The 21,866-nt window shown below is 50.6% G+C and carries 19 protein-coding genes; 4 read left to right on the top strand and 15 right to left on the bottom strand.

What is annotated here, in order from left to right:
* Positions 1 to 21: 21 nt before the first annotated feature.
* The 3 genes from G441_RS0115725 to guaB form a co-directional block, all read right to left on the bottom strand.
* Positions 22 to 1,263, bottom strand: a complete 1,242-nt coding sequence (locus G441_RS0115725) for a site-specific integrase (RefSeq protein WP_026377243.1) — start codon at positions 1,261 to 1,263, stop codon at positions 22 to 24.
* A gap of 154 nt (positions 1,264 to 1,417) precedes the next feature.
* Positions 1,418 to 2,995 carry a glutamine-hydrolyzing GMP synthase gene (gene guaA, locus G441_RS0115720; protein ID WP_026377242.1) on the bottom strand — a complete coding sequence of 526 codons (1,578 nt, stop codon included), beginning with the start codon at positions 2,993 to 2,995 and terminating at the stop codon, positions 1,418 to 1,420.
* Between the two features lie 69 nt (positions 2,996 to 3,064).
* Positions 3,065 to 4,534: an IMP dehydrogenase gene (gene guaB, locus G441_RS0115715; RefSeq protein ID WP_026377241.1), complete on the bottom strand. Its 1,470-nt coding sequence runs from the start codon at positions 4,532 to 4,534 to the stop codon at positions 3,065 to 3,067.
* A 98-nt stretch (positions 4,535 to 4,632) separates the two neighbouring features.
* Between guaB and xseA the strand changes: the two genes are divergently transcribed.
* Positions 4,633 to 5,967 carry an exodeoxyribonuclease VII large subunit gene (gene xseA / locus G441_RS0115710; RefSeq protein WP_026377240.1) on the top strand — a complete coding sequence of 445 codons (1,335 nt, stop codon included), beginning with the start codon at positions 4,633 to 4,635 and terminating at the stop codon, positions 5,965 to 5,967.
* Positions 5,968 to 6,037: 70 nt separating this feature from the next.
* Entirely contained in the window at positions 6,038 to 7,180 is a 1,143-nt protein-coding gene (locus tag G441_RS0115705) for a hypothetical protein (protein ID WP_026377239.1), read from the top strand.
* A gap of 35 nt (positions 7,181 to 7,215) precedes the next feature.
* Here G441_RS0115705 and der read toward each other — a convergent pair whose 3' ends face one another.
* From der to trmJ, 12 genes are all read right to left on the bottom strand, one after another.
* Complete coding sequence (gene der / locus G441_RS0115700; protein WP_026377238.1) at positions 7,216 to 8,673, bottom strand: ribosome biogenesis GTPase Der; 1,458 nt, start codon at positions 8,671 to 8,673, stop codon at positions 7,216 to 7,218.
* Between the two features lie 63 nt (positions 8,674 to 8,736).
* On the bottom strand, positions 8,737 to 9,960 hold the full coding sequence (gene bamB, locus G441_RS0115695) for an outer membrane protein assembly factor BamB (protein ID WP_026377237.1): 1,224 nt from the start codon (positions 9,958 to 9,960) through the stop codon (positions 8,737 to 8,739).
* A 10-nt stretch (positions 9,961 to 9,970) separates the two neighbouring features.
* On the bottom strand, positions 9,971 to 10,591 hold the full coding sequence (locus G441_RS0115690) for a YfgM family protein (protein WP_026377236.1): 621 nt from the start codon (positions 10,589 to 10,591) through the stop codon (positions 9,971 to 9,973).
* A gap of 58 nt (positions 10,592 to 10,649) precedes the next feature.
* Positions 10,650 to 11,927 carry a histidine--tRNA ligase gene (hisS, locus tag G441_RS0115685; protein ID WP_026377235.1) on the bottom strand — a complete coding sequence of 426 codons (1,278 nt, stop codon included), beginning with the start codon at positions 11,925 to 11,927 and terminating at the stop codon, positions 10,650 to 10,652.
* A 98-nt stretch (positions 11,928 to 12,025) separates the two neighbouring features.
* A complete protein-coding gene (ispG, locus tag G441_RS0115680; RefSeq protein ID WP_026377234.1) occupies positions 12,026 to 13,144 on the bottom strand; it encodes a flavodoxin-dependent (E)-4-hydroxy-3-methylbut-2-enyl-diphosphate synthase in 1,119 nt (372 codons plus the stop codon).
* A complete protein-coding gene (locus G441_RS0115675) occupies positions 13,144 to 14,106 on the bottom strand; it encodes a RodZ domain-containing protein (protein WP_026377233.1) in 963 nt (320 codons plus the stop codon). Before G441_RS0115675 ends, ispG begins: the two co-directional genes overlap by 1 nt.
* A gap of 6 nt (positions 14,107 to 14,112) precedes the next feature.
* On the bottom strand, positions 14,113 to 15,240 hold the full coding sequence (gene pilW, locus G441_RS0115670; protein WP_026377232.1) for a type IV pilus biogenesis/stability protein PilW: 1,128 nt from the start codon (positions 15,238 to 15,240) through the stop codon (positions 14,113 to 14,115).
* A gap of 64 nt (positions 15,241 to 15,304) precedes the next feature.
* Positions 15,305 to 16,447: a dual-specificity RNA methyltransferase RlmN gene (rlmN, locus tag G441_RS0115665; protein ID WP_026377231.1), complete on the bottom strand. Its 1,143-nt coding sequence runs from the start codon at positions 16,445 to 16,447 to the stop codon at positions 15,305 to 15,307.
* Between the two features lie 164 nt (positions 16,448 to 16,611).
* Positions 16,612 to 17,043, bottom strand: coding sequence for a nucleoside-diphosphate kinase (gene ndk / locus G441_RS0115660; RefSeq protein ID WP_026377230.1), 432 nt, complete (start codon positions 17,041 to 17,043; stop codon positions 16,612 to 16,614).
* 130 nt (positions 17,044 to 17,173) lie between these two features.
* Positions 17,174 to 18,361: an IscS subfamily cysteine desulfurase gene (locus G441_RS0115655; RefSeq protein ID WP_026377229.1), complete on the bottom strand. Its 1,188-nt coding sequence runs from the start codon at positions 18,359 to 18,361 to the stop codon at positions 17,174 to 17,176.
* 6 nt (positions 18,362 to 18,367) lie between these two features.
* Complete coding sequence (cysE, locus tag G441_RS0115650; protein ID WP_026377228.1) at positions 18,368 to 19,186, bottom strand: serine O-acetyltransferase; 819 nt, start codon at positions 19,184 to 19,186, stop codon at positions 18,368 to 18,370.
* Positions 19,187 to 19,190: 4 nt separating this feature from the next.
* Entirely contained in the window at positions 19,191 to 19,910 is a 720-nt protein-coding gene (gene trmJ / locus G441_RS0115645) for a tRNA (cytosine(32)/uridine(32)-2'-O)-methyltransferase TrmJ (protein WP_026377227.1), read from the bottom strand.
* A gap of 182 nt (positions 19,911 to 20,092) precedes the next feature.
* Between trmJ and suhB the strand changes: the two genes are divergently transcribed.
* Together suhB and G441_RS0115635 are read left to right on the top strand one after the other, a co-directional pair.
* Entirely contained in the window at positions 20,093 to 20,869 is a 777-nt protein-coding gene (gene suhB, locus G441_RS0115640; RefSeq protein ID WP_026377226.1) for an inositol-1-monophosphatase, read from the top strand.
* A 153-nt stretch (positions 20,870 to 21,022) separates the two neighbouring features.
* On the top strand, positions 21,023 to 21,866 hold an 844-nt coding region (locus G441_RS0115635), incomplete at its 3' end, for an IS110 family RNA-guided transposase (protein WP_026377225.1).

Raw genomic sequence — 21,866 nt, 5'->3', positions numbered from 1 at the left:
TAACCTTAAAAATCAAATCAACTACTTGAGCTGTTTTGCACTCTCATCAACTTTAGAAAAGTTTTTAAGTGCACTGCGATACATGACCTCATCGTCAATATGTCTGTAATGAGTTTCAATGTACGCCACACTAGTTCCAGCAATAGCTGCAACATCAGCAATTGGAACCTCGCTTTTCATTCTCATAGTTATTCCGAAGTGACGAAGCGAGTAATAAGAAAGCTTTCTTTGCCTGTGATCAGGAATGCCAATTGCTTTCATTATTACGTCCCAATGTTTGTAAAGTTCACGAGTTCCAAGTGGATGTGTGCCTGACTTGTTCGTAAAAAGTAGATCATGGTCGTCTGTGAACGGTGAATAGGATTTCAGTCTTTTAATGTAGTCGCCACCACGAACCCAAATTGTTCTTCCTGATCGTACCTTACTGGTTTCTTTGCGTACTCTTAACTTCACAAGACAGACTTTTAGACCGTTTGCGTCAACACGGTCATCAAATTCAAGAACATCACCATAAGTTAGCTGGCGCAGCTCACCAGTTCGTAACAGCGTATTCGCTAATATTAAAATGTAATCACGAATTTTTTTTCTCTCTAACCTTTCTTCATCATCTGGACAATGCTTTTTACTTGTATAACTTCTGAGAAATTTGACCATTGCATCATATTCGTCAATCTCAAAAGTATCCCTTCTGCTTATCTCGTAACGGGACATTTTGGTCGGGCGAAAAAATAATTTTGGTATATGAGAAAATCCGTTTCTGTAGGCAAAATCAAAAAGCTGAGCTATGGTCGCTGTTTCGTTTCTGATTGTCACAAGCGAGATTGAGGGGTTGTCTTTAAGCCTCATCTGACGCCAATCATAGAAACTATTTTCATCTAGCTCCGATATTTTTGTAGTGGGAGATTTTACTCTCAAAAGAGCTTTACATTGAGACTTGATGGTTCCGTGACGAGCTTTTGTAATGCCACCCTCAACTCCAACATCACGCTCGCGCCACGCAAGGTATTTTTCCACCAGCTCCCCCAGGTTAATGCCAAACAGTTTCCTGCCAGATTTAACATCAGAATATGTTTTAAAAATTAGCTCTTCACCTCTGAGCTTTGCAGTTTCATAGTCTGACGTTTTAAGGGACCGGCGAAGATACTTTCTCTCGTCAGGAATCCAGATACGGCATTGATAGACAGAACCGCTTCTAGTCATTCTGTATATTTCGCCCTTACCACCTAAGAGCGATTCTGAATCGGTTTTCTTGTTAACAGACACAATAGTTCCTTACGACACGTAGTAGTGACGCTGGTGTGAAACTTTTTGTGAAAGTTTAGCCCCTAGCTGCTTAACAGACAAGGGGCTACAAAAAAGTGTGAAGGATGTGTGAAAGTGTTAAGATATTGATTTATATATTTTTTATGATTTGTTTTTACTCCCACTCGATCGTTGCGGGCGGCTTACCAGAGATATCGTACACAACCCGCGAAATACCATCGATTTCATTGATAATGCGATTAGACACTTTACCTAAGAAATCATAAGGCAGGTGCGCCCAATGCGCGGTCATAAAGTCGATGGTTTCCACTGCGCGCAGTGATACCACCCAGTCGTATTTGCGGGCATCGCCCATCACGCCGACCGAGCGGACAGGCAGGAACACGGTGAATGCCTGACTGACTTTATGATAAAGATCGGCAGCATGAAGTTCGTCGATAAAGATCGCATCGGCACGACGCAGCAGATCACAATACTCTTTCTTGATTTCGCCAAGCACGCGCACACCCAGACCCGGTCCCGGGAACGGATGACGATAAAGCATGTCATACGGCAAGCCTAATTCCAGGCCGATTTTGCGTACTTCATCTTTGAAAAGTTCACGCAGTGGCTCAACCAGTCCCATCTCCATATCCTCTGGCAGCCCGCCAACGTTGTGGTGTGACTTGATCACATGCGCCTTACCGGTTTTTGAGCCTGCTGACTCAATCACGTCAGGGTAGATAGTGCCCTGAGCCAACCATTTAGCATTGCTCAACTTGCCCGCTTCTTCATCGAATACTTCAACAAATACACGGCCGATAGTCTTACGCTTGGCTTCCGGCTCATCAATACCCGCCAACGCGTTAAGAAAGCGGTCTTCCGCGTCCACTTTGATGATATTCAGACCAAAGTGGTTGCCGAACATATCCATTACCTGCTTACCTTCGTTGAGGCGCAGCAGGCCATTATCGACGAATACACAGGTCAGCTGGTCGCCAATAGCGCGGTGCAGCAACATCGCCGTGACTGAAGAATCCACACCGCCGGACAGCCCGAGAATCACCTCATCACTGCCCACCTGCTGTTTGATGCGGCTCACTGCGTCGTCGATGATCGAAGCCGGCGTCCACAGCTTTTCGCATCCACAGATGTCGAATGCAAAATGCTCGAGGATGCGCTGGCCCTGGCGGGTATGGGTCACTTCGGGGTGGAACTGCACGCCATAAAAACGACGGGATTCATCAAACATCGCTGCGTACGGGCAGCTGGTAGTGCGAGCACCGGTCGTAAAACCTTCAGGCAGCGCCGATACTTTGTCTCCGTGGCTCATCCACACGTCCAACAGACCATTGCCATTATCGCCAATATGATCTTCGATATTGTTGAGCAGCGCCATATCTGCCACCACTTCAACCTGCGCATAGCCAAACTCGCGCTTGTCAGACCCTTGTACCGCGCCACCAAGCTGCGCAGCCATAGTTTGCATACCATAGCAAATACCCAGCACCGGCACGCCAGCTTCAAACACATAGTCTGGTGCACGAGGTGAACCAGGCTCAGGTACGGATTCCGGACCGCCTGATAATATGATCCCATTGGGGTTAAATTCGCGGATTTGCTCTTCCGTTACGTCCCACGCCCATAGTTCACAGTACACGCCAATTTCACGAATACGTCGTGCAATCAGCTGGGTATATTGCGAACCAAAGTCGAGGATCAATATGCGTTGGTCATGTATGTTTGCGGTCATGGAAGTGTTCCGTTTATCAAAACAACACAGGCTGACCACCAGGCCAGCCCGTTAAATAAGTGCAAAGCCTTAACCCAGACGGTAGTTAGGCGCTTCTTTTGTGATGCTCACATCATGGACATGAGATTCCCCCATGCCTGCCGCGGTCACTTTGACAAACTGCGGCTTGGTACGTAGCTCATCAATCGTCGCGCAGCCCGTCAGCCCCATCGCTGAGCGCAAGCCACCAACCTGCTGATGAATGATCGTGGCAATTGGGCCTTTGTAAGCAACACGCCCTTCAATGCCTTCTGGTACCAGTTTTTCAGCGCTGTTTGGATCCTGGAAATAACGATCTGATGAACCGTGGGCCTGATTCATCGCCCCCAAAGACCCCATGCCGCGGTACGATTTATAGTAACGCCCCTGATAAAGCTCTACTTCACCCGGCGCTTCTTCAGTACCCGCCAGCATGCTGCCAACCATCACGCAGCTTGCACCTGCGACTAGCGCTTTGGCAATGTCGCCACTAAAGCGGATACCGCCATCGGCAATAACGGGAATATCCCGGTCTTTTAATGCTTCGACAGCATCAGCGATGGCGGTGATTTGTGGCACGCCACAGCCTGTCACGATACGCGTAGTACATATTGAACCGGGGCCAATCCCAACCTTCACCGCATCAACGCCGGCGTCAGCCAGTGCAAGCGCGCCTTCTGCAGTCGCTACATTTCCAGCGATAAGCTGAACATCAGGATAGGCAGCACGAACCGCTTTCACGCGATCAATAACGCCTTGTGAGTGACCATGTGAAGTATCAATCAACAGCACATCGACGCCCGCTTCAACCAGCAACGCGACGCGTTCGTCAGTGCCTGGCCCAACGCCCACAGCGGCACCGACGCGCAGACGACCGAGGCTGTCTTTACATGCATTCGGCTTACTGGCTGCTTTTTTGAAGTCTTTCGATGTGATCAGTCCGGCCAGTTTAAACTCATCGTCAACGACCAGAATCTTTTCAATACGATGCTCATGCATCAGCTCCAGCACTTGTTCAGAGCTGGCGCCTTCTTTGACTGTCACCAGTCTCTCTTTCGGCGTCATAATCTGTGCAATGGGCTGATTGAGACGGCTTTCGAAGCGCAGATCGCGACCGGTAACGATACCGACAAGGTTATTGTCTTCATCCACCACCGGGAATCCTGAGTAGCCAAGACGCTGACCCAGCGCATTCACTTCGCCAATAGTGGAATTAACGGGTACTGTAACAGGGTCGGAGACCACGCCAGATTCGTACTTTTTAACCTGACGTACGTGTTCTGCCTGCTGTTCAGGTGTCATGTTTTTATGGATAAAACCGATACCGCCTTCCTGCGCTAATGCAATAGCCAGGCGCGCCTCAGTGACGGTATCCATTGCGGCTGATACCATGGGGATATTCAAACTGACGTTACGGGTCAGACGGGTTTTCAAGTCTGCCGTATGAGGGAGCACGGTCGAGTGACCGGGGACGAGTAGTACGTCGTCAAAGGTCAGGGCTTCTTTCGCGATTCGGAGCATGCAACAACACCTATGTATGGGGCCTTAGTTGCGGCGCAATTGTAGTGGTTTTTGGTTATCAGGTAAACTTAATCAATCAACAATTTTCAGGTCTTTTCATGTTTGGCAATTCGTCACATTCTCGTAACATTCTCAGCGTCTCCAAACTCAACCGATTGGCGCGTTCTGTATTGGAATCAGAAGTCGGTGCAGTGTGGTTGTCGGCAGAAATTTCGAACTTTGTGGCAGCCGCATCAGGGCACTGGTATTTCACGCTGAAAGACGAGCGCGCGCAAATTCGTGCCGCCATGTTTAAAGGAGCCAACCGACGTGTGCAAAAACGTCCGAAAGAAGGCGACAAGGTGCTGGTACATGGCAGCCTGGGACTGTATGAGCCTCGAGGCGATTATCAGCTCATCGTTGACAGCCTTGAACCTGAAGGAGATGGCCTGCTCAAGCAGCAGTTCGAACAACTGAAAATAAAACTGTCAGCCGAAGGTCTATTTTCCAACGAACGTAAAAAGCCCCTTCCACAACATATCAGACGCATCGGCATCGTCACCTCCCCAACCGGTGCGGCAGTGCACGACATTCTGACCGTACTCAAGCGGCGCAATCCAGCCATCAGCGTCATCATTTACCCAAGCCAGGTGCAGGGCGACATGGCAGAGCAACAACTCTGCCGTGCCATTGAAACAGCCAATCGTCGTAATGAAGTCGATGTATTAATTGTTGGACGCGGCGGCGGCTCACTCGAGGATTTATGGAGTTTTAATCTGGAGTCGGTGGCCCGCAGCATTGCCAACTCGGCGATCCCCTTGGTCAGCGCCGTCGGTCATGAAATTGATGTCAGCATCGCCGATTTTGTAGCCGATGTCAGGGCGCCGACCCCATCAGCCGCTGCAGAGTTGGTAAGTACAGACAGTGCGCAGTTGTCCGACGCGCTGCAGCAGACGCTGGTCAAGCTACAGACTCTGATGCAAAAAATCAGCAGAGAACACCACTATCGCCAGCAAGTGGCGTTTCATCGTTTACAGCAAAATCATCCACGCAGCCAACTCAACCAGCAAAGTCAACGTCTGGACAGACAGTTCTACGCGCTGAAGTCGGAAATGGCCAGAGTGATGACGACATATCAGAACGGTATTAACGCGTTTACGGCACGTCTGACAAAACAAGAGCCGTCACAAAGATTGGCATCGGCTCAGCAACATCAAACCTCACTTCTTAATAATCTGAGTCGTGCAATGCAATCCGTGCTTAAAACCCGTCAGGCTGAGCTCGGCGCCAAAAGCCAACTGCTGGATAGCGTCAGCCCTCTGGCGACGATGGCAAGAGGCTACAGTATTACCTTTCAGGACGGCAATATTGTGCGCTCTGTTACTGAGGTAAAATCTGGTCAGCAACTCACGACTCGCGTAGCGGATGGTGAGATCCATAGCAAGATAATGTAGTGCATCGCAAAATCATTGCATCCACTAACAATGTGCCCCAAAATAGCGCAGTTTTGATAGGGGGGCTGTGATGAGAGCAGTAAAACATGGTGCCAGTGCATCAGTCGGTGCAATTGCTTGCATCCTTGCACCCTTAATGCTGCTTGGCTGCTCTACGTCTCCCACTCTTGTTCACCAGCAGGATAACCCATCCATCGCAGTCAAGGCTGACTTACCGCCAATCAGCTTTTTTACTTCTTATCTGACTGATGAACAGCAGCAACAATGCGACGCCGTCAGGGCAGAGCATAGCGAGCAAGCTTGCCTGGAAGACCCCGTCGATCCGACTCTGTTATTACAGGCGCTGGAAAACGCCGGACGTTTTAATAAAGTGGCATTATCAGCAGACGGTTTTGATTACGAGTTACTGGTCTCGTCGAAGGCGACCCGCAATCAGTCTCTGGCCTCGTCTCTGCAAAACCTGCTGCATACATTATCGTTAGGCACGATTGCAGCGCCGCCGGCAAACTTCGATGCGCAGGTCAGCGTGACATGGCGCGGAATCGAACTTGGCAATGTGCAATATCAGACACAGCTGGAATTGGATAACCCATCTCAGCAGGCAGCATTGGCAGCACAGTTCAGTGAACATATCGTCGATGCGTTGACGACTAATGACGTATTTAGCGCAGAGCACTTGTACGCCACGCTGCAGGCCAGTGACTATCACCACGAAATGCAGCTTCCCAATAACATCGATGAATTTCAGATGTACGATATGCAACTTTTTCGTGACCCGTTTCAGGGCGCAATGGTGCGTTACTGGCACCCTTTGTATGCGGAAGAGAATATCGACGTATTCGTGTATCCCGTTGCACAGCAAGACCTAACCAATCAGGAAGGCTTGCTGTTGAATGAACTGGAACGTGAAAAGCGAGATATTACTTTGCTGGCCGAAGCCCGTAACATTGGCGAATTGAACATCAGCGACGTGCAGCCAATACAGTGGCAGACCGAAGACAAGAAGTTCAGCGGTTTCTATCAGGGGGTAGATGCCAGTCAGGACAGCGGCACTTTGTATGCCAGTACTTATCTGTTCCTGCTTGAGGATAAATTTGTCAAAGTCAGTGCGAACTTCCCGCCGCGTATCGCCACGCAGTTGGTTAAACAGGCCATCCCACAAATCAAGGTACCGAGCGAATCCAAACTGATGGCACAGTTACGAGGCGGCTGAGCCACCGAAGACTAAGCCCCACAGAACTGAGCGCACTACTTTTTCTTATTCTTTTTGTGGAAAGACAGCAGACGTTTACGCTTACGTTCCTGTGATAGCGTCAGCTGATTTTTCTTGCCTTCATAAGGATTATGACTTTCCTTAAACTCAATCTTGATTGGCGTGCCCATGGTTTTCAGCGACTTACGGAAGTAATTCATCAGATAGCGCTTATAGGCGTCCGATAGCTCTTCCACCTGATTACCATGAATGATGATCACCGGAGGATTGTAGCCACCCGCGTGGGCGTACTTCATTTTAACCCTGCGGCCACGCACCAGGGGAGGTTGGTGGTCTTCCTGGGCCATTTCCATAATGCGCGTCAGCATCGACGTATTGATGCGCCTGGTAGCCGATTCATAGGCTTCTTGCACCGACTCGAACAAATGCCCGACGCCAGTACCGTGTAAGGCGGATATGAAATGTAATCTGGCAAAGTCAATAAAGCCGAGACGTCGGTCCAACTCCCGCTTAATCTCGTCCTTCACGTCTTTATCCAGACCATCCCATTTATTGACCGCAACCACCAGCGAGCGGCCAGAGTTGAGGACAAACCCCAGCAAGCTGAGGTCCTGATCGGCAATCCCTTCCCTGGCATCAATCACCAGCAACACCACATTGGATTCTTCAATGGCCTGTAAGGTTTTTACAATAGAGAACTTTTCTACCGCATCAGAGACTTTCTTGCGCTTACGTACCCCTGCAGTATCAATCAATACATAGTCGCGCTCATCACGCTGCATGGGAATATAGATACTGTCTCTGGTGGTACCCGGCATATCAAACACAACCACCCGCTCTTCACCAAGAATACGGTTAGTGAGTGTTGACTTACCGACGTTAGGTTTACCGACAATGGCGAGTTTTATGGGCAAGGATTGCAGACGCTCACGATGGGCTTCGGCGCCCGCTTCGTCCATCTCATCTTCATGTTCATCCTGAGCCTGCATATCCGGAAAATCATGCTGAAGGGGCAACAGGCTGTTTGTCAGTAGCTGGCTAACACCACGTCCATGGGCCGCGGCGATTTGGTGCACATCGCCCAAACCTAATTTATAGAACTCGGCGCTCTCGCTGTCACCATCAATACCATCGACCTTATTGGCCACAAGATAAACACGTTTGTCCTGCTTACGTAAATGATTGGCAATACCTTCATCGGCAGGCGTCAGACCGGCACGCGCATCGACCAGGAACAACACCACATCCGCTTCTTCAATCGCCAGTAATGACTGTTCAGCCATTGCTGCATCGATACCCTGCTCATCGCCACTGATACCACCGGTATCAACAACGATAAAGTGCAGCTCATCGTAGCGTGCCTGTCCGTATTTGCGGTCACGCGTCAATCCTGGATAGTCTGCTACCAGCGCATCGCGGCTGTTGGTCAGTCTGTTAAAAAGCGTCGATTTACCCACATTGGGGCGTCCGACCAAAGCCACTACCGGCAACATAATCGTAAATTCCAGTTAACGTAGGTCAAGCTGATTAAATAGGTCAGCCTGACCATGGTGTTATTAGTTTGGCGTGTCAATTGCCACAAGTTTACCGTCACGAGTCTGCGTGTAGACGGTATTCCCATTCACAACCGGACCAGTAAAGATCGCTTCATCTTCATCGTCATCGCCAACGGCGAGACGCGCAACAACCTGGCCGTCGTCCTGACGCAACCAGTGCAGATAGCCGAAATTATCGCCGACGACTACATATTCACCAACCGGCGTTGCTGACGTTACGGTACGGCCTTTCAAGCTGCTGTTTGACCACAGTTCAACGCCGTTGCGTCGGTCCAACCCAAATATATTCGAATTGGTATCTACAACAAACAAGCGGTTGTTATCCAGACTGACGTTGCGGTATGAGCGATACTCACGATTCCACAACACTCGACCGCTGCGCAGCTCTACCGCAGCAAGAGAGCCATTAAATGACACGATATACACCGTGCCGGCAAATACCAGTGGTTTGGAATCCACGTCCACAATACGCTCAAGCTCGGTGGCACCTGAGGGTGACGTGACGGGCGATTCCCATGCAGTTTGACCTGATTCGAGAATACTGACACGCAGTCGCCCGGTTTCAGTACCCACGATTGCCCCGCCATTGGCCGCGGCCGGCGCTGAAATACCGCGCAGGGTCAGAGGTGGTACGTCAGATTCCATCAGCCATAGCTGCTCGCCAGTTAACGCATTGAGTCCGTACAACGTGCCAGAGGTGGTATTCACCACCACCACCTCACCGTCTATAGCAGGGCTTGCCAATACTTCACCCTTCACCTCGGCGTGCCACTTACGTTCGCCAGTAGCGGCGTCCAGCGCAAACACATCACCATTCTCAGTACCGAAATATAGGTTGTTATAGGCCGTTGTCAGGCCGCCTGCGATTTTCGCAGACTCGCCATCAGACCACAGCGATGACAGCACGCCACCATCACTGTATAAGGCAAAATTTTTCTGCCAGATGACATCGCCATCTTGCGGATTAACCGCCATAACGCGTCCGTGACGGTCTGCGGCATATACTCGCCCGTAGGCCACCGCAGGTTGTAGTCGGGAGAAGTAGTTATCAACACCGTCACCCACGTCACGCTGCCACAGTACGCGCGGTTCAAACTCTGCATTGATTGGCTTAAGCGTGCGTATTGCCAGCTCTTCTTCGTCTGCAAACCAATTTGAAACGGTTGTACAACCGCTTACGCTAAGTAGCGCAGGTATTAGCAGTGCAAAAAATGGTTTTCTCACTACCTGTTCCTTAACTGTTCGCAGCAACGGCAAGATTATCCAATTTCACTTTCAGTAAATTGTTGCCAGCGTTATCTTCCAAAGCAGAGCTGTACGCCGCACGTGCTTTATCGAATTGCTCCTGCTGTACATACACGTCGCCTTTGACTTCATCGACTACGGCACTGAATGCTTCATCTGTCACGCCTTCCAGCGTTGCCAGGGCGGCGTCAAGATGGCCCTGCTCAATCTGCACACGCGCTAAACGCACCGCTGCGACCGCTTTGATCGCTGGATCATCAGCGTTGCTTGACACAAACTGCAGACGTTCTGCTGCAGTGTCCAATTCACCATTTTGTGCCGCCTGCTGGGCCATAATTAACGATGCCATCAACGCATAACCGCTATCGCTGTTAGCACTGACGAAACTGTCTGCCTGTGCACCAACGGTATCACTCTCTAAGCTTTGCACCAGTTCCTGATAAGCATTAGACGCGGCTTCCTGATTGGCAATTTGCACATCAGTGTAATAACGCCAGCCCCACAAGCCTCCGAGGCCCAATACCGCGCCGACAATGATCGACACGCCATTTTCTTTCCAAAACTTTTTGATCGCCTCAACTTGTTGTTCTTCTGTGGCAAACTGCTCCATGATCCTTCCTCTGTAGCGGCACCTGTTTAGCAGTGCCGTCGTAAAACTGAATAATTGGTTAATCTAAAACTGTCGATAAAAGCGCACCCAGCTCTGCAACTGAGACGCTTTGTTGTTCATTATCGTGACGCAGCCACTTCACTGACACTTCATCACGCTGTGCTTCTTGTTCACCGATGACCAACGCCACGGCCGCTCCGCTCTTGTCAGCACGTTTGAGCTGCTTCTTAAAATTACCGCCACCGCAGTGGCTCTGGACGCGCCAGTGCAGATGCTGGTTACGCAGTAATTCTGCGACCTTGAGCGCAAAAGGCTGCACCGCATCACCCACAGCAGTCACGTAAATATCTACCGGCGCAGGCACCTGGTCAGTCAGACCCAGTGTCTGTAGCAGCAAGATCAGGCGTTCGATGCCCATCGCAAAGCCTACCGCCGGCGTTGCTCTACCGCCCAGCTGTTCCACGAGGCCGTCGTAACGACCACCAGCACACACCGTGCCCTGTGCGCCCAGACTGTCTGTGACCCATTCAAACACGGTCCGATTGTAATAGTCCAGACCACGTACCAGACGGGAATTGACCTGATATTGGATGCCGGCCTGCGTTAATCGTTCACACAGCTCGGAAAAATGCTGGCTCGATTCCTCATCCAGAAATTCCAGAAGATCGGGAGCATCATGAAGAAGTGCCTGAACCTGCTCATTCTTGCTATCCAGTATGCGCAGCGGGTTACTTTCCAGACGACGCAGACTGTCTTCGTCCAACGCTTCTTTATGCTGGCTTAAATACGCCACCAGCGCGTCTTTGTATGCCTGACGTGCTTCGTTACTGCCCAGTGAATTGAGCTGCAGGGTGACGTGCTCCTGAATGCCAAACAGCTTCCACAAGCGCGCGCTGAGCAAGATCACTTCCAAATCAATGTCGGGGCCGTCCAATCCAAATGCTTCGACACCGAACTGGTGAAACTGGCGATAGCGTCCTTTTTGAGGGCGCTCGTGCCTGAACATCGGCCCCATGTACCAGAGCCTTTGTTGCTGATTGTACAACAGGCCATGTTCGTTACCGGCGCGCACACAGCTGGCGGTATTTTCAGGACGCAAAGTCAGGCTATCGCCGTTGCGATCCTCAAAGGTGTACATTTCTTTCTCAACGATATCGGTCACTTCACCGATAGAGCGTTTGAAAAGGTCAGTGCTTTCTACGATAGGCGTACGGATTTCCTGATAGCCATAGCTGGCCACAACATTGCGTATCTGGGTCTCGGCCCACTGCCATATCGCTGAATCTGAAGGCAGACAGTCGTTCATGCCGCGGACGGCCTGGATTGTTTTGCTCACGACGGTTTCAATACCTGAACTGAATTAAGGCGCGCATTATAGGGATTTTGGTAGCAAACGTAAAACGCCCGTACCACTTCAATACGCTACGTTAGCTGCTACACAACTTGTTTAACATCAATGCGACGGGCTTGTTCAAGCTGTAACGCCTTTGCCCTTATACGCTTTTCCAGCTGATCGACCAGATCATCATTGGCCAGTCGCTCTTTCTGACGTTGACCGTCCAGGTAAAAGCCGCTCATATTGCGCGCGCCGGTCAGGCCAAGATCAGACACTTCTGCCTCGCCCGGGCCGTTTACCACGCAGCCGATAATCGAGACATCCATCGGTGTCAGAATATCATCCAGTCTTTCTTCCAGCGCGTTGACCGTGCCGATGACATCAAACTCCTGACGAGAACAGCTTGGACAGGCGATAAAATTGATACCACGAGAACGAATGCGCAGGGACTTAAGAATATCGAAGCCCACTTTTATCTCTTCTACCGGATCGGCAGCAAGGGAGATACGAATGGTGTCGCCAATACCTTCGGCCAGCAACATACCCAGTCCAACGGCGCTTTTTACTGCACCGGCGCGAAATCCACCGGCTTCGGTAATACCCAGATGCAGAGGCTGATCAATCTGCTTGGCCAATAAGCGATATGCGCCTACCGCCAGGAATACGTCTGACGCTTTGACGCTGACTTTAAACTGGTCAAAGTTCAGTTTGTCGAGAATATCGACATGACGCATGGCCGACTCGACCAGCGCTTCAGGCGTTGGTTCGCCATATTTTTCCTGTAGGTCTTTTTCCAGCGAGCCACCGTTAACACCGATACGGATAGGGATGTTTTTATCCTTGGCACAGTCAACAACAGCCTGCACGCGATCCATCTTACCGATATTACCGGGGTTAATACGCAGACAATCTACCCCGTATTCAGCGACTTTAAGCGCGATGCGGTAATCAAAATGAATGTCTGCCACCAGCGGCACATCAACCTGCTGGCGAATGTGTTTAAACGCTTCAGCGGCATCCATTGTCGGTACCGACACTCTGACAATTTCACCGCCGACTGCCTGAATTCGCTTTATCTGGGCAACGGTTGCCTCAACATCCGTGGTTTCCGTATTGGTCATCGACTGTACCGCGATCGGCGCACCGTCCCCTATCGGCACCTTGCCTACATAGATACGGGTCGATTTACGACGGGTAATGGGTGAATCTGCAAACATCATTCTTCCTCTAGCGGTAAACTAAAGCGCGCAGTGCGAGTCACATCGAAACCTGACATATCAATATTCTGTCCGGCATAGCTGATACTGACATTGGCGGGAGCGCCTAGCACGACTTCAAAGGGAGGCAACCCGCTCACGGTCATGACCCGGCCAGCACGTTTGACACCATAGGCGATGTCTTCACCGGTGGCATCAGTAAGGGTCATCCAGCAATCATCGCTGAAGGTGAACACCAGCTCGACCGGTTGCTCATCGGCTAGCGTTGTATTATCAGTGCTTTCAGGTTCGTCATCAATCTGCTGTGGTGCTTCAGCAGGAATCTCAGCGGCAGCGCCATCATCGTCTGCCGGTTGACTATCTGGCAGGGTTTGCTGCGCATTCTGTAAGACTTCTTCAACTCTTTCTAACATCTGTGACGCAGAATCACCGATTTGCTCTACCGCTTCACTATCTAGCGTTTCAGTCTGTTGAGACTGGCTGCTTGGCAACGGCTCAGTTGCCACAGGCGGAATAGTGGGTGCCGACAATGACTGCGAAAGCGTGGCATCATCTTCACTTTGTTGCCACCACCACCATAAAAACAGCACCAGCACCAGCGCCAGTATCAGGTAGGTCACCATCATCCAGCGGTCGTCGTTAGCCTGCTTGGCCACTCGCTTGGAAAAACTCTGCAGTTTGGCGGTTTCTTTGGGTTTACTCTGAAACGCGTCAAATGCATCCAGCACCTCATCAACCGGCACGCCGAGGTGCTTGGCATACAGCCTTAGATACCCTTTGGAAAACGTCAGTGACACACTGCTGTCGTAGATGTCGTTTTCCAAGTCTTCTATCGTTGTTGCTTTAAGATGCAGCGCACTGGCGACCTGATCAAGGGTCAGCCCGCGCCCCAGACGCGCAGTGCGAAGCTGCTCGCCAGGACCTTTGATGATGTCTTCCTGAATATCTGTTTCTTCGCTCATTGTCACTTACTGCTGCGTAGACGGGTCTACGACCCAAAGGGACATGCCCGTATAGATTGAAGACGGGTCGTCAAGGTTGTTCCATTCTACCAACTTGTCCATCTTGACGTTGTAACGCAGTGAAATGCGATACAGGTTTTCCTGTTTTTCAACGATGTGTTTGGTCACCACTGGCGCTACTGACGACTCCTCGTCAGGCTGCTGTGTATCCGCCACAGGTTCAGCTTCAGGCTCAGAGCTTTCCTGTGCAGCAGGTTCACTGACTGGTTGGCTTGCCGGCTCTGGCATGGGTTCAGGCTTTTGCACTGGCATTGTTGCAGGCTGGTTTATGGTAGGTGCCTTTTTCATGCGCTGTTTTGCTACCGCATCCGGGCTGCGATGTGTGGCCAGATAGCGTTGCGTATTAGGATGTTGTGGATACATCTGCAACAACATATCGCCATACCCTCTGGCAGCATCAATATTGCCCAGGCCATGCTCGATCTCGGCGGCCAGCCACAGCGATTCGGCAGAGACTCTAGATACCCGTTCGAAACGACGTAGCGTCTGACGCGCTTCTTCATAGCGCTCTGTTGCCGTCAGAAGTTCGGCTAATAAATACAGGCTTTTTCCACGGGTTGGCTGATGGTTGAGCGCATTCTGTAAATACTCAATCGCATCATCAATCTGGCCCTGACTTTGTGAACACAGCGCCATGTTTTCATAACTTTCTGCGGTATTGGCGTAGCGCTGATTGTTTATCGCTTTTAAGAAAAACTCTTTGGCTTTCGGATAATTTCCCTGCTGACACAGAAAGGCACCATAGCTGTTGGCAATGTCGGCATTTCTTGGTGCCAGACGCATGGCATCCTGATAGGATTCCTCAGCACGCTGCACTTCGCCTACCAGCTGGTAATAGTATGCTATGGAATAGTGGGCATCGGCCATACGCGGTGCGAACTCGAGTGCTCTATCGAGATTCATTTTAGCCTGCGTGTAGTTGCCGTTTTTCAGATAGGTCAGCCCTAAAGAAATACGGGTTTTCGCTGCGGCATCGGTATCAAAATCGTCAGGCGCTTCAAACCCGTCGGGCACTGGCTGACTGACACAGCCACCTAATAAAAACAGTATCACTAATATATAGCGTCGCATCATTCCCCTGACTTATTTTTAGGTAACCTGACCTGCAGAGATCTCTGCTTGAGCTGGTTACTTGTTGTTATTGGGCCATTTTTACCGAAATTGGTTCACCCTTCATCTGTTTTTTCAGCATTCGTTTGGTTCTGTCTACAACATCACCCACGAGCTGGCCACAGGCAGCATCAATATCATCACCGCGAGTCTTGCGCACAATGACAGTAAAACCATATTCCATCAGCACTTTTGCAAAGCGGTCAATGCGCGAATTACTCGAGCACGTATATGGCGATCCCGGGAAAGGGTTAAACGGGATCAGATTGATCTTGCTCGGCGTGTCTGCCAGGGTTTTCGCCAGTTGATGTGCCTGGTCGGTCGAATCGTTGATGCCATTTAACATCACGTATTCAACCGTCACTTTGCCCTGATTGGCGCGGGATTTACCCAAATAGCGTCTGACTGCTGCCAGAAATTCAGAGATAGGGTACTTTTTATTGATTGGTACAATTTCGTCTCGTAGCTTATCGTCTGGTGCATGCAGACTGATAGCCAGCGCTACGTCGATTTTATCGCCGAGCATGTCAAGCGCCGGCACCACACCCGAGGTGCTAAGGGTGACACGACGTTTGGATAATCCAAAGCCGAAGTCGTCCATCATCAGCTCCATCGCCGGCACCACGTTTTTCATATTCAGCAGCGGTTCACCCATACCCATCATCACCACGTTGGTAATGGGGCGTTTGGATGAATCAGAAGACAGGCCGAGGGTCGTTGCTACGCGCCAAACCTGCCCGATAATCTCAGCCACGGTCAGATTACGGTTAAAACCCTGCTGGGCAGTTGAGCAGAACGTACATTCCAGCGCACATCCTACCTGAGATGACACGCAAAGTGTGGCTCTATCACTTTCCGGGATCCACACGGTTTCCACTTCCTGACCGCCATCAAGCTGCAAGGCAAATTTAATCGTACCGTCAGTGGCATTTTGCTGATAGGCAATTTCGGGCGCACGGATCTCACAGTTCTCAATCAATTTGGCACGCAGCGCCTTGTTCAAATTACTCATTTGCTCAAAGTCTGACACGCCCTGCTGGTAGATCCATTTCATGACCTGATCGGCACGGAACGGTTTTTCGCCCATTTCAGCAAACAGATCGCGCAGCCCCTGACGGCTGAAATTTAACAGGTTAATTTTTGACGGCTGTTCACGAAGTGTGTCTGACATGCCGGATCCTCCCACAGTGGGCCAGTCAGAAGAACGACTGGCTGCGTGCGCATAGTGTAACGGGTTTCATTCGCATATACGAATGCGTACCAGAATTAGTGTTGTTAAGTCACATACAACAAAGGGAGCCGCAGCTCCCTTCATTCAATCTGATGTTGAGAGCCTTAGCGAGTGCGTGGGCAAATCTCATCGTCAGAGAAGAAGTAGGCAATCTCGCGAGCCGCAGATTCAGGCGCGTCAGAGCCGTGAACTGCATTCTCATCGATTGACACAGCGTAGTCTGCACGCAGTGTACCGGCTGCGGCTTCTGCTGGGTTAGTCGCGCCCATGATTTCACGGTTCTTAACAACAGCGTTCTCGCCTTCCAGAACCTGAACCATCACAGGGCCAGACGTCATGAACTCTACTAACGCGCCGAAGAAAGGACGCTCTTTGTGTTCAGCGTAGAAACCTTCAGCCTGTTCTTTGCTCATGTGCAGCATTTTTGAAGCAACAATGCGCAGACCTGCTGACTCAAAACGGTTGTAAATAGCACCGATGACATTCTTAGCAACTGCATCAGGCTTGATAATAGAAAAAGTACGTTCCAGGGCCATATCGCCACTCCCGAAATAAAGGTGAAAATCTGTAGGTTAAAAATTTGGCGCGGATTATATGCAAAAGTGCATCGAATTCATACCCCGCATTAAAATAATGCCGAGTTTGCAGAAAAACCGTTAACCGGCGCTATATTCGGGGGATAGGTGTTGCTGAAGATGCCTGTCTGAGACTGCTCACTACTTCAACCACTTTGTTCGCCGCAAACTCCACTTCTGCCCGAGTGGTAAAACGACCAAAGCTAAAACGTAGAGAACTGTGCGCCAATGCATCGTCCAGTCCTAATGCTTTGAGCACGTAAGACGGCGCCATACTGGCCGAGTTACAGGCCGAGCCGGAGGATACGGCCAGCTCATGCAATGCCATTATCAACGATTCACCGTCAACATCGTCGAAGCCGACATTGACCACACCCGCCACACTATGTGACAGATTGCCATTAACGACCACGCCTGGCAGTTGACCGACAATCTCCAGGAAGCGCTGACGCAGGCCGGCAAGACGCACGCGCTCCTGCTCAAGCTCCTGACCGGCAATCGCGAAGGCTTCCCCCATGCCTACAATCTGATGGGTTGGCAATGTGCCTGAACGCATGCCGCGCTCATGTCCGCCACCATGAATTTGCGCATGCAGATGAATTTTTGGCCGACGCCTGACAAACAGTGCGCCAATCCCTTTTGGCCCATAGGTTTTGTGCGCCGAAAATGACATCAAGTCAACCGGCAGTGTTTGCAGATCAATGGCTACTTTGCCGGTACTCTGCGCGGCATCGACATGAAACAGGATGTGCTTTTCCTGACATAGCGCCCCTATGGCTGCAATATCCTGAATGACCCCTAACTCATTATTCACATGCATTACACTGACCAGCACGGTGTCGGGCCTGATGGCCGCTTCGAGTTCCGCCAAATCCAACAGGCCATTGCTGCCCGGCGCCAGATAAGTCACCTCGAAGCCCTGCGTCTCCAGCCAGCCGCAGGAATCCAGCACCGCTTTATGCTCGGTACTCATGGTAATAACATGCTTGCCCTTGTCGGCATAAGCCATTGCCACGCCTTTGATTGCCAGGTTATCTGACTCCGTCGCGCCAGAGGTAAATACCAGTTCACGAGGGTCGCAGTTGACCAGCTCAGCAATCTGGCTACGAGCGAAGTCCACGGCTTCTTCTGCCTGCCAACCAAATCGGTGTGAGCGGGATGCCGGATTCGCGAAGTTGCCATCCATTGTCAGACAGGCTGTCATTTTCTCGGCGACACGCGGGTCGACCGGCGTGGTTGCGGCATAATCGAGATAAATGGGCGTGTTAATGTCAGTCATAACGGCCTATATATGCGGGTCAAACGACTCATCTTTATGGTTCATTTGCTGAATAATGGGGGACAATCCAGTGTCTTTAAAGTCCTCGATATCCAGTGCTTTGATGGATTTGCCACATACATCACCGCCAAGCTCCTGCACTGCGCCGCATAGTTCCTCAACTTTGAGGTCCATTTTGTGCACGTGTTCGAGCATAACACCTATAGCATTGGCGACCGGATCAGGATTGTCAGGTGCTACCGCGTAGGCGTCAAAGCCGTATTGCCTGGCGATGCTTTCGCGGTGCTCACGTTTGCCATCCTGCTCCGTTGCTTTATTCAGCACGACACGCCCCGGGATCCCCACTGCGGTTGCACCATCTGGGACATCCTTTACGACCACCGAATTCGAGCCAACCTTGGCGCCTTCTCCGATAGTGATAGGCCCAAGGATTTTTGCGCCGGCACCAATAACCACCTTATTTTTCAGGGTTGGGTGGCGTTTTCCTGCCTGCCAGGATGTCCCGCCAAGGGTGACACCATGATACAGGGTTACATCGTCACCAATTTCAGCCGTTTCTCCAATTACCACGCCCATGCCGTGATCGATGAAAAAACGCCGACCAATCTGTGCACCAGGGTGTATTTCTATACCGGTTGTCCAACGCCCAAAGGTCGATAGCATTCTGGCCAGCCATTTCAAGCCCCAGCGCCAGAATTTATGTGACAGACGGTGCAGCCAGATGGCATGTAACCCCGGATAGCTGGTCAGGACCTCAAAACTGTTGCGGGCCGCGGGATCACGGTCAAACACGCTTTTGATGTCTTCTCGAATACGCGTAAACATAAGCTCACTTTTGAATAGATTTGTCTATTGAGGTCAGAATGCCGCGCAAAATGTTTAACTCGACGGACTCGGGTCTCGCACGGTTAAACAGACGCCTAAGTTTGACCATCACCATACCCGGATGCTGCGGAATGATAAAATTCGTTTTCTGCAGGGTTTGTTCCAAATGCGTATAAAAACGTTCGAGATCTTCGCTCAATGGATAGGGACTATCCTGCTCTGGGTGCTGTTCACCACGGGCAAGAAAGGCCATACGAATCTCGTAACACAGCGTTTGCACCGCTGCGGCAAGGTTTAATGAGCTGTAATCAGGATTCGCCGGAATGTACACATGGAAATGGCAAAGCCTGAGTTCTTCGTTACTCAACCCGTTGTTTTCCCGACCGAATATCAAAGCGACAGGATAGCTCCCTACTTCATCGAGTAATTTTTCTGCGCACTCTCGCGGCACCATGGTCGGCACATCGTGAGAACGGGTTTTCATTGATGTGCCGATTACCAGACCGCAGTCGGAAATGGCTTCCTGCAGGGTAGGAACAATCTTAGCGTTCGCCAGCACGTCGCCTGCACCTGCCGCCAGCGCGCTGGATTTACCATCCGGCTCAGACACGGGGTCGACCAGCACAAGCTGGCTCAACCCCATGGTTTTCATCGCTCGGGCGGCCGAGCCGATATTGCCGGTATGTGATGTGTTAACCAATATGATGCGGATATTATCTAACATGTGTAATTTCAATAGTTCCATAGCAGAGCGCGGCGCGCAGTTTAGCACAGGCACAAGGTGGTTACAGCGAGGTTTCGATTGCGGTTCATGTAACGCTTTGCTAGACTTCGCGCGATTTTTAATCAGGGGCAACACGTAACGCTCCTGACGTTTTTGTTCTTTACACAATTGGTGGTTTACTTATGCATCCTATGCTGAATATAGCCGTACGCGCAGCGCGTACAGCCGGCAACATTATTGCTCGCGGGTTTGAAAACCGTGACGACCTTAAAACTGAATCGAAAGGCGCGAATGATTTTGTTACGCAGATAGACAAGGAAGCTGAGCAGGCCATCATCCACAAGATCAAGCAATCCTACCCAGACCACAGCTTCATTGGTGAAGAAGGTGGCAAAGTCAGCGGTGACGATGACTACACCTGGATTATCGACCCGCTTGATGGCACAACCAATTTTGTCAAAGGTATACCGCACTTTGCGGTCTCCATCGCACTGTTACACAAAGGACGTCTTGACCAGGGCGTTGTATTCGATCCCATTCGTGGAGAACTGTTTACCGCCAGTAAAGGGGCAGGAGCACAGCTGAACGGTTATCGCATTCGCGCCAGCAAGCCTAAAGATTTGGGCGGCACTGTGTTAGCGACAGCCCTGCCATTCAAGCACCGTGAACAAACAGAGCAGTATATGCAGTCTCTGAACAGCATTTTTGCCAAGTGCGGCGATATTCGTCGCTGTGGCTCAGCCGCATTGGACATGGCATACGTGGCGGCAGGTCGTTACGACGGCTACTGGGAGCGTGGTGTTAACGCCTGGGATATCGCTGCAGGTGAGCTGATGGTAAGAGAATCTGGTGGACTGGTCACCGACTTTAAAGGTAATAACGACCCATTGTATTCAGGCGAAATCGTGGCCGGCAGCCCTAAGGTTGTACAGGCATTGGTGAAGCACCTTAAAGGTTAAGGCACGCCCCATACGTCTTGCCCTACTACCCCACTCCGTCATGCCCGATTTAGTCGGGCATCTCGCTTAGATTGCCGCCTTCGCGATGTATGGACTCCTCCACTCCCTGAGGAGTAATTTGGTTTTTGCGAAATCAAAATAAGGAGTCCATACATGTCTGAAAATACCGTAATCGCAATCGACCTGGCAAAACATTCTTTCCACGTCTGTGTGCTTAGCACTGATAACAAAGTACTGACAGATAAAACCTTTACCCGCTCATCTTTAAAAACATGGTTGCTTAAACAGAAACCATCACTGGTTGCCATTGAAGCCTGTGGCAGCGCCCACTACTGGGCAAAGCTGTCTGAGCAATACGGTCATACAACAATGCTAATCTCTCCTCGCTTCGTTAAACGATTCTTGTCAGGTCATAAGACTGATAAGAACGATGCTTTGGCTATTGCCATTGCGTCAAGACAACCTGATGTCAAACCTATTCAGGTAAAGACTGACGAACAACTGGCACTACAAGCCAGTGAGCGTATCAGGGAGCACTATGTAGATGAGCAAATCGCCACGAACAATCTATTAAAAAGTATCCTGTATGAGTTTGGTATCACCGTAGCGAAAGGCAAACGCTCCCTGGTAAAAGCCATACCGGATATCCTGGAAGATGCTGAGAATGGCTTACCGGATGTGTTAAGAGGTGAGATACACCGGCTGTATCAGTTCTGGCTCGAGCTGGATGAGTTAATACAGACCTTAAGTAAACGTCAGCAGCAATCTATCAATGCACACCCCAAGTGTTCAATGCTGAAAGCGCTGGACGGTGTTGGCGATGTCAATGCTCTGGGACTGTATCTGGCATTAGGTGACACAGGCGCCTCATTCAAGAACGGGCGGGAGGCAGCAGCGTGCATTGGCTTAACGCCCAAGCAACACAGTACAGGTGGAAAAACTGTCATGCTGGGTATCAGTAAATACATCGCCAATAAAAAACTCAGGTCGAATCTGA

Source organism: Aestuariibacter salexigens DSM 15300 (assembly GCF_000429145.1).
In the GTDB taxonomy this organism is placed as follows: domain Bacteria; phylum Pseudomonadota; class Gammaproteobacteria; order Enterobacterales; family Alteromonadaceae; genus Aestuariibacter; species Aestuariibacter salexigens.
Note: the sequence above shows the minus strand (reverse complement) of the source record. Positions and strands in the feature narration are given on the sequence as shown.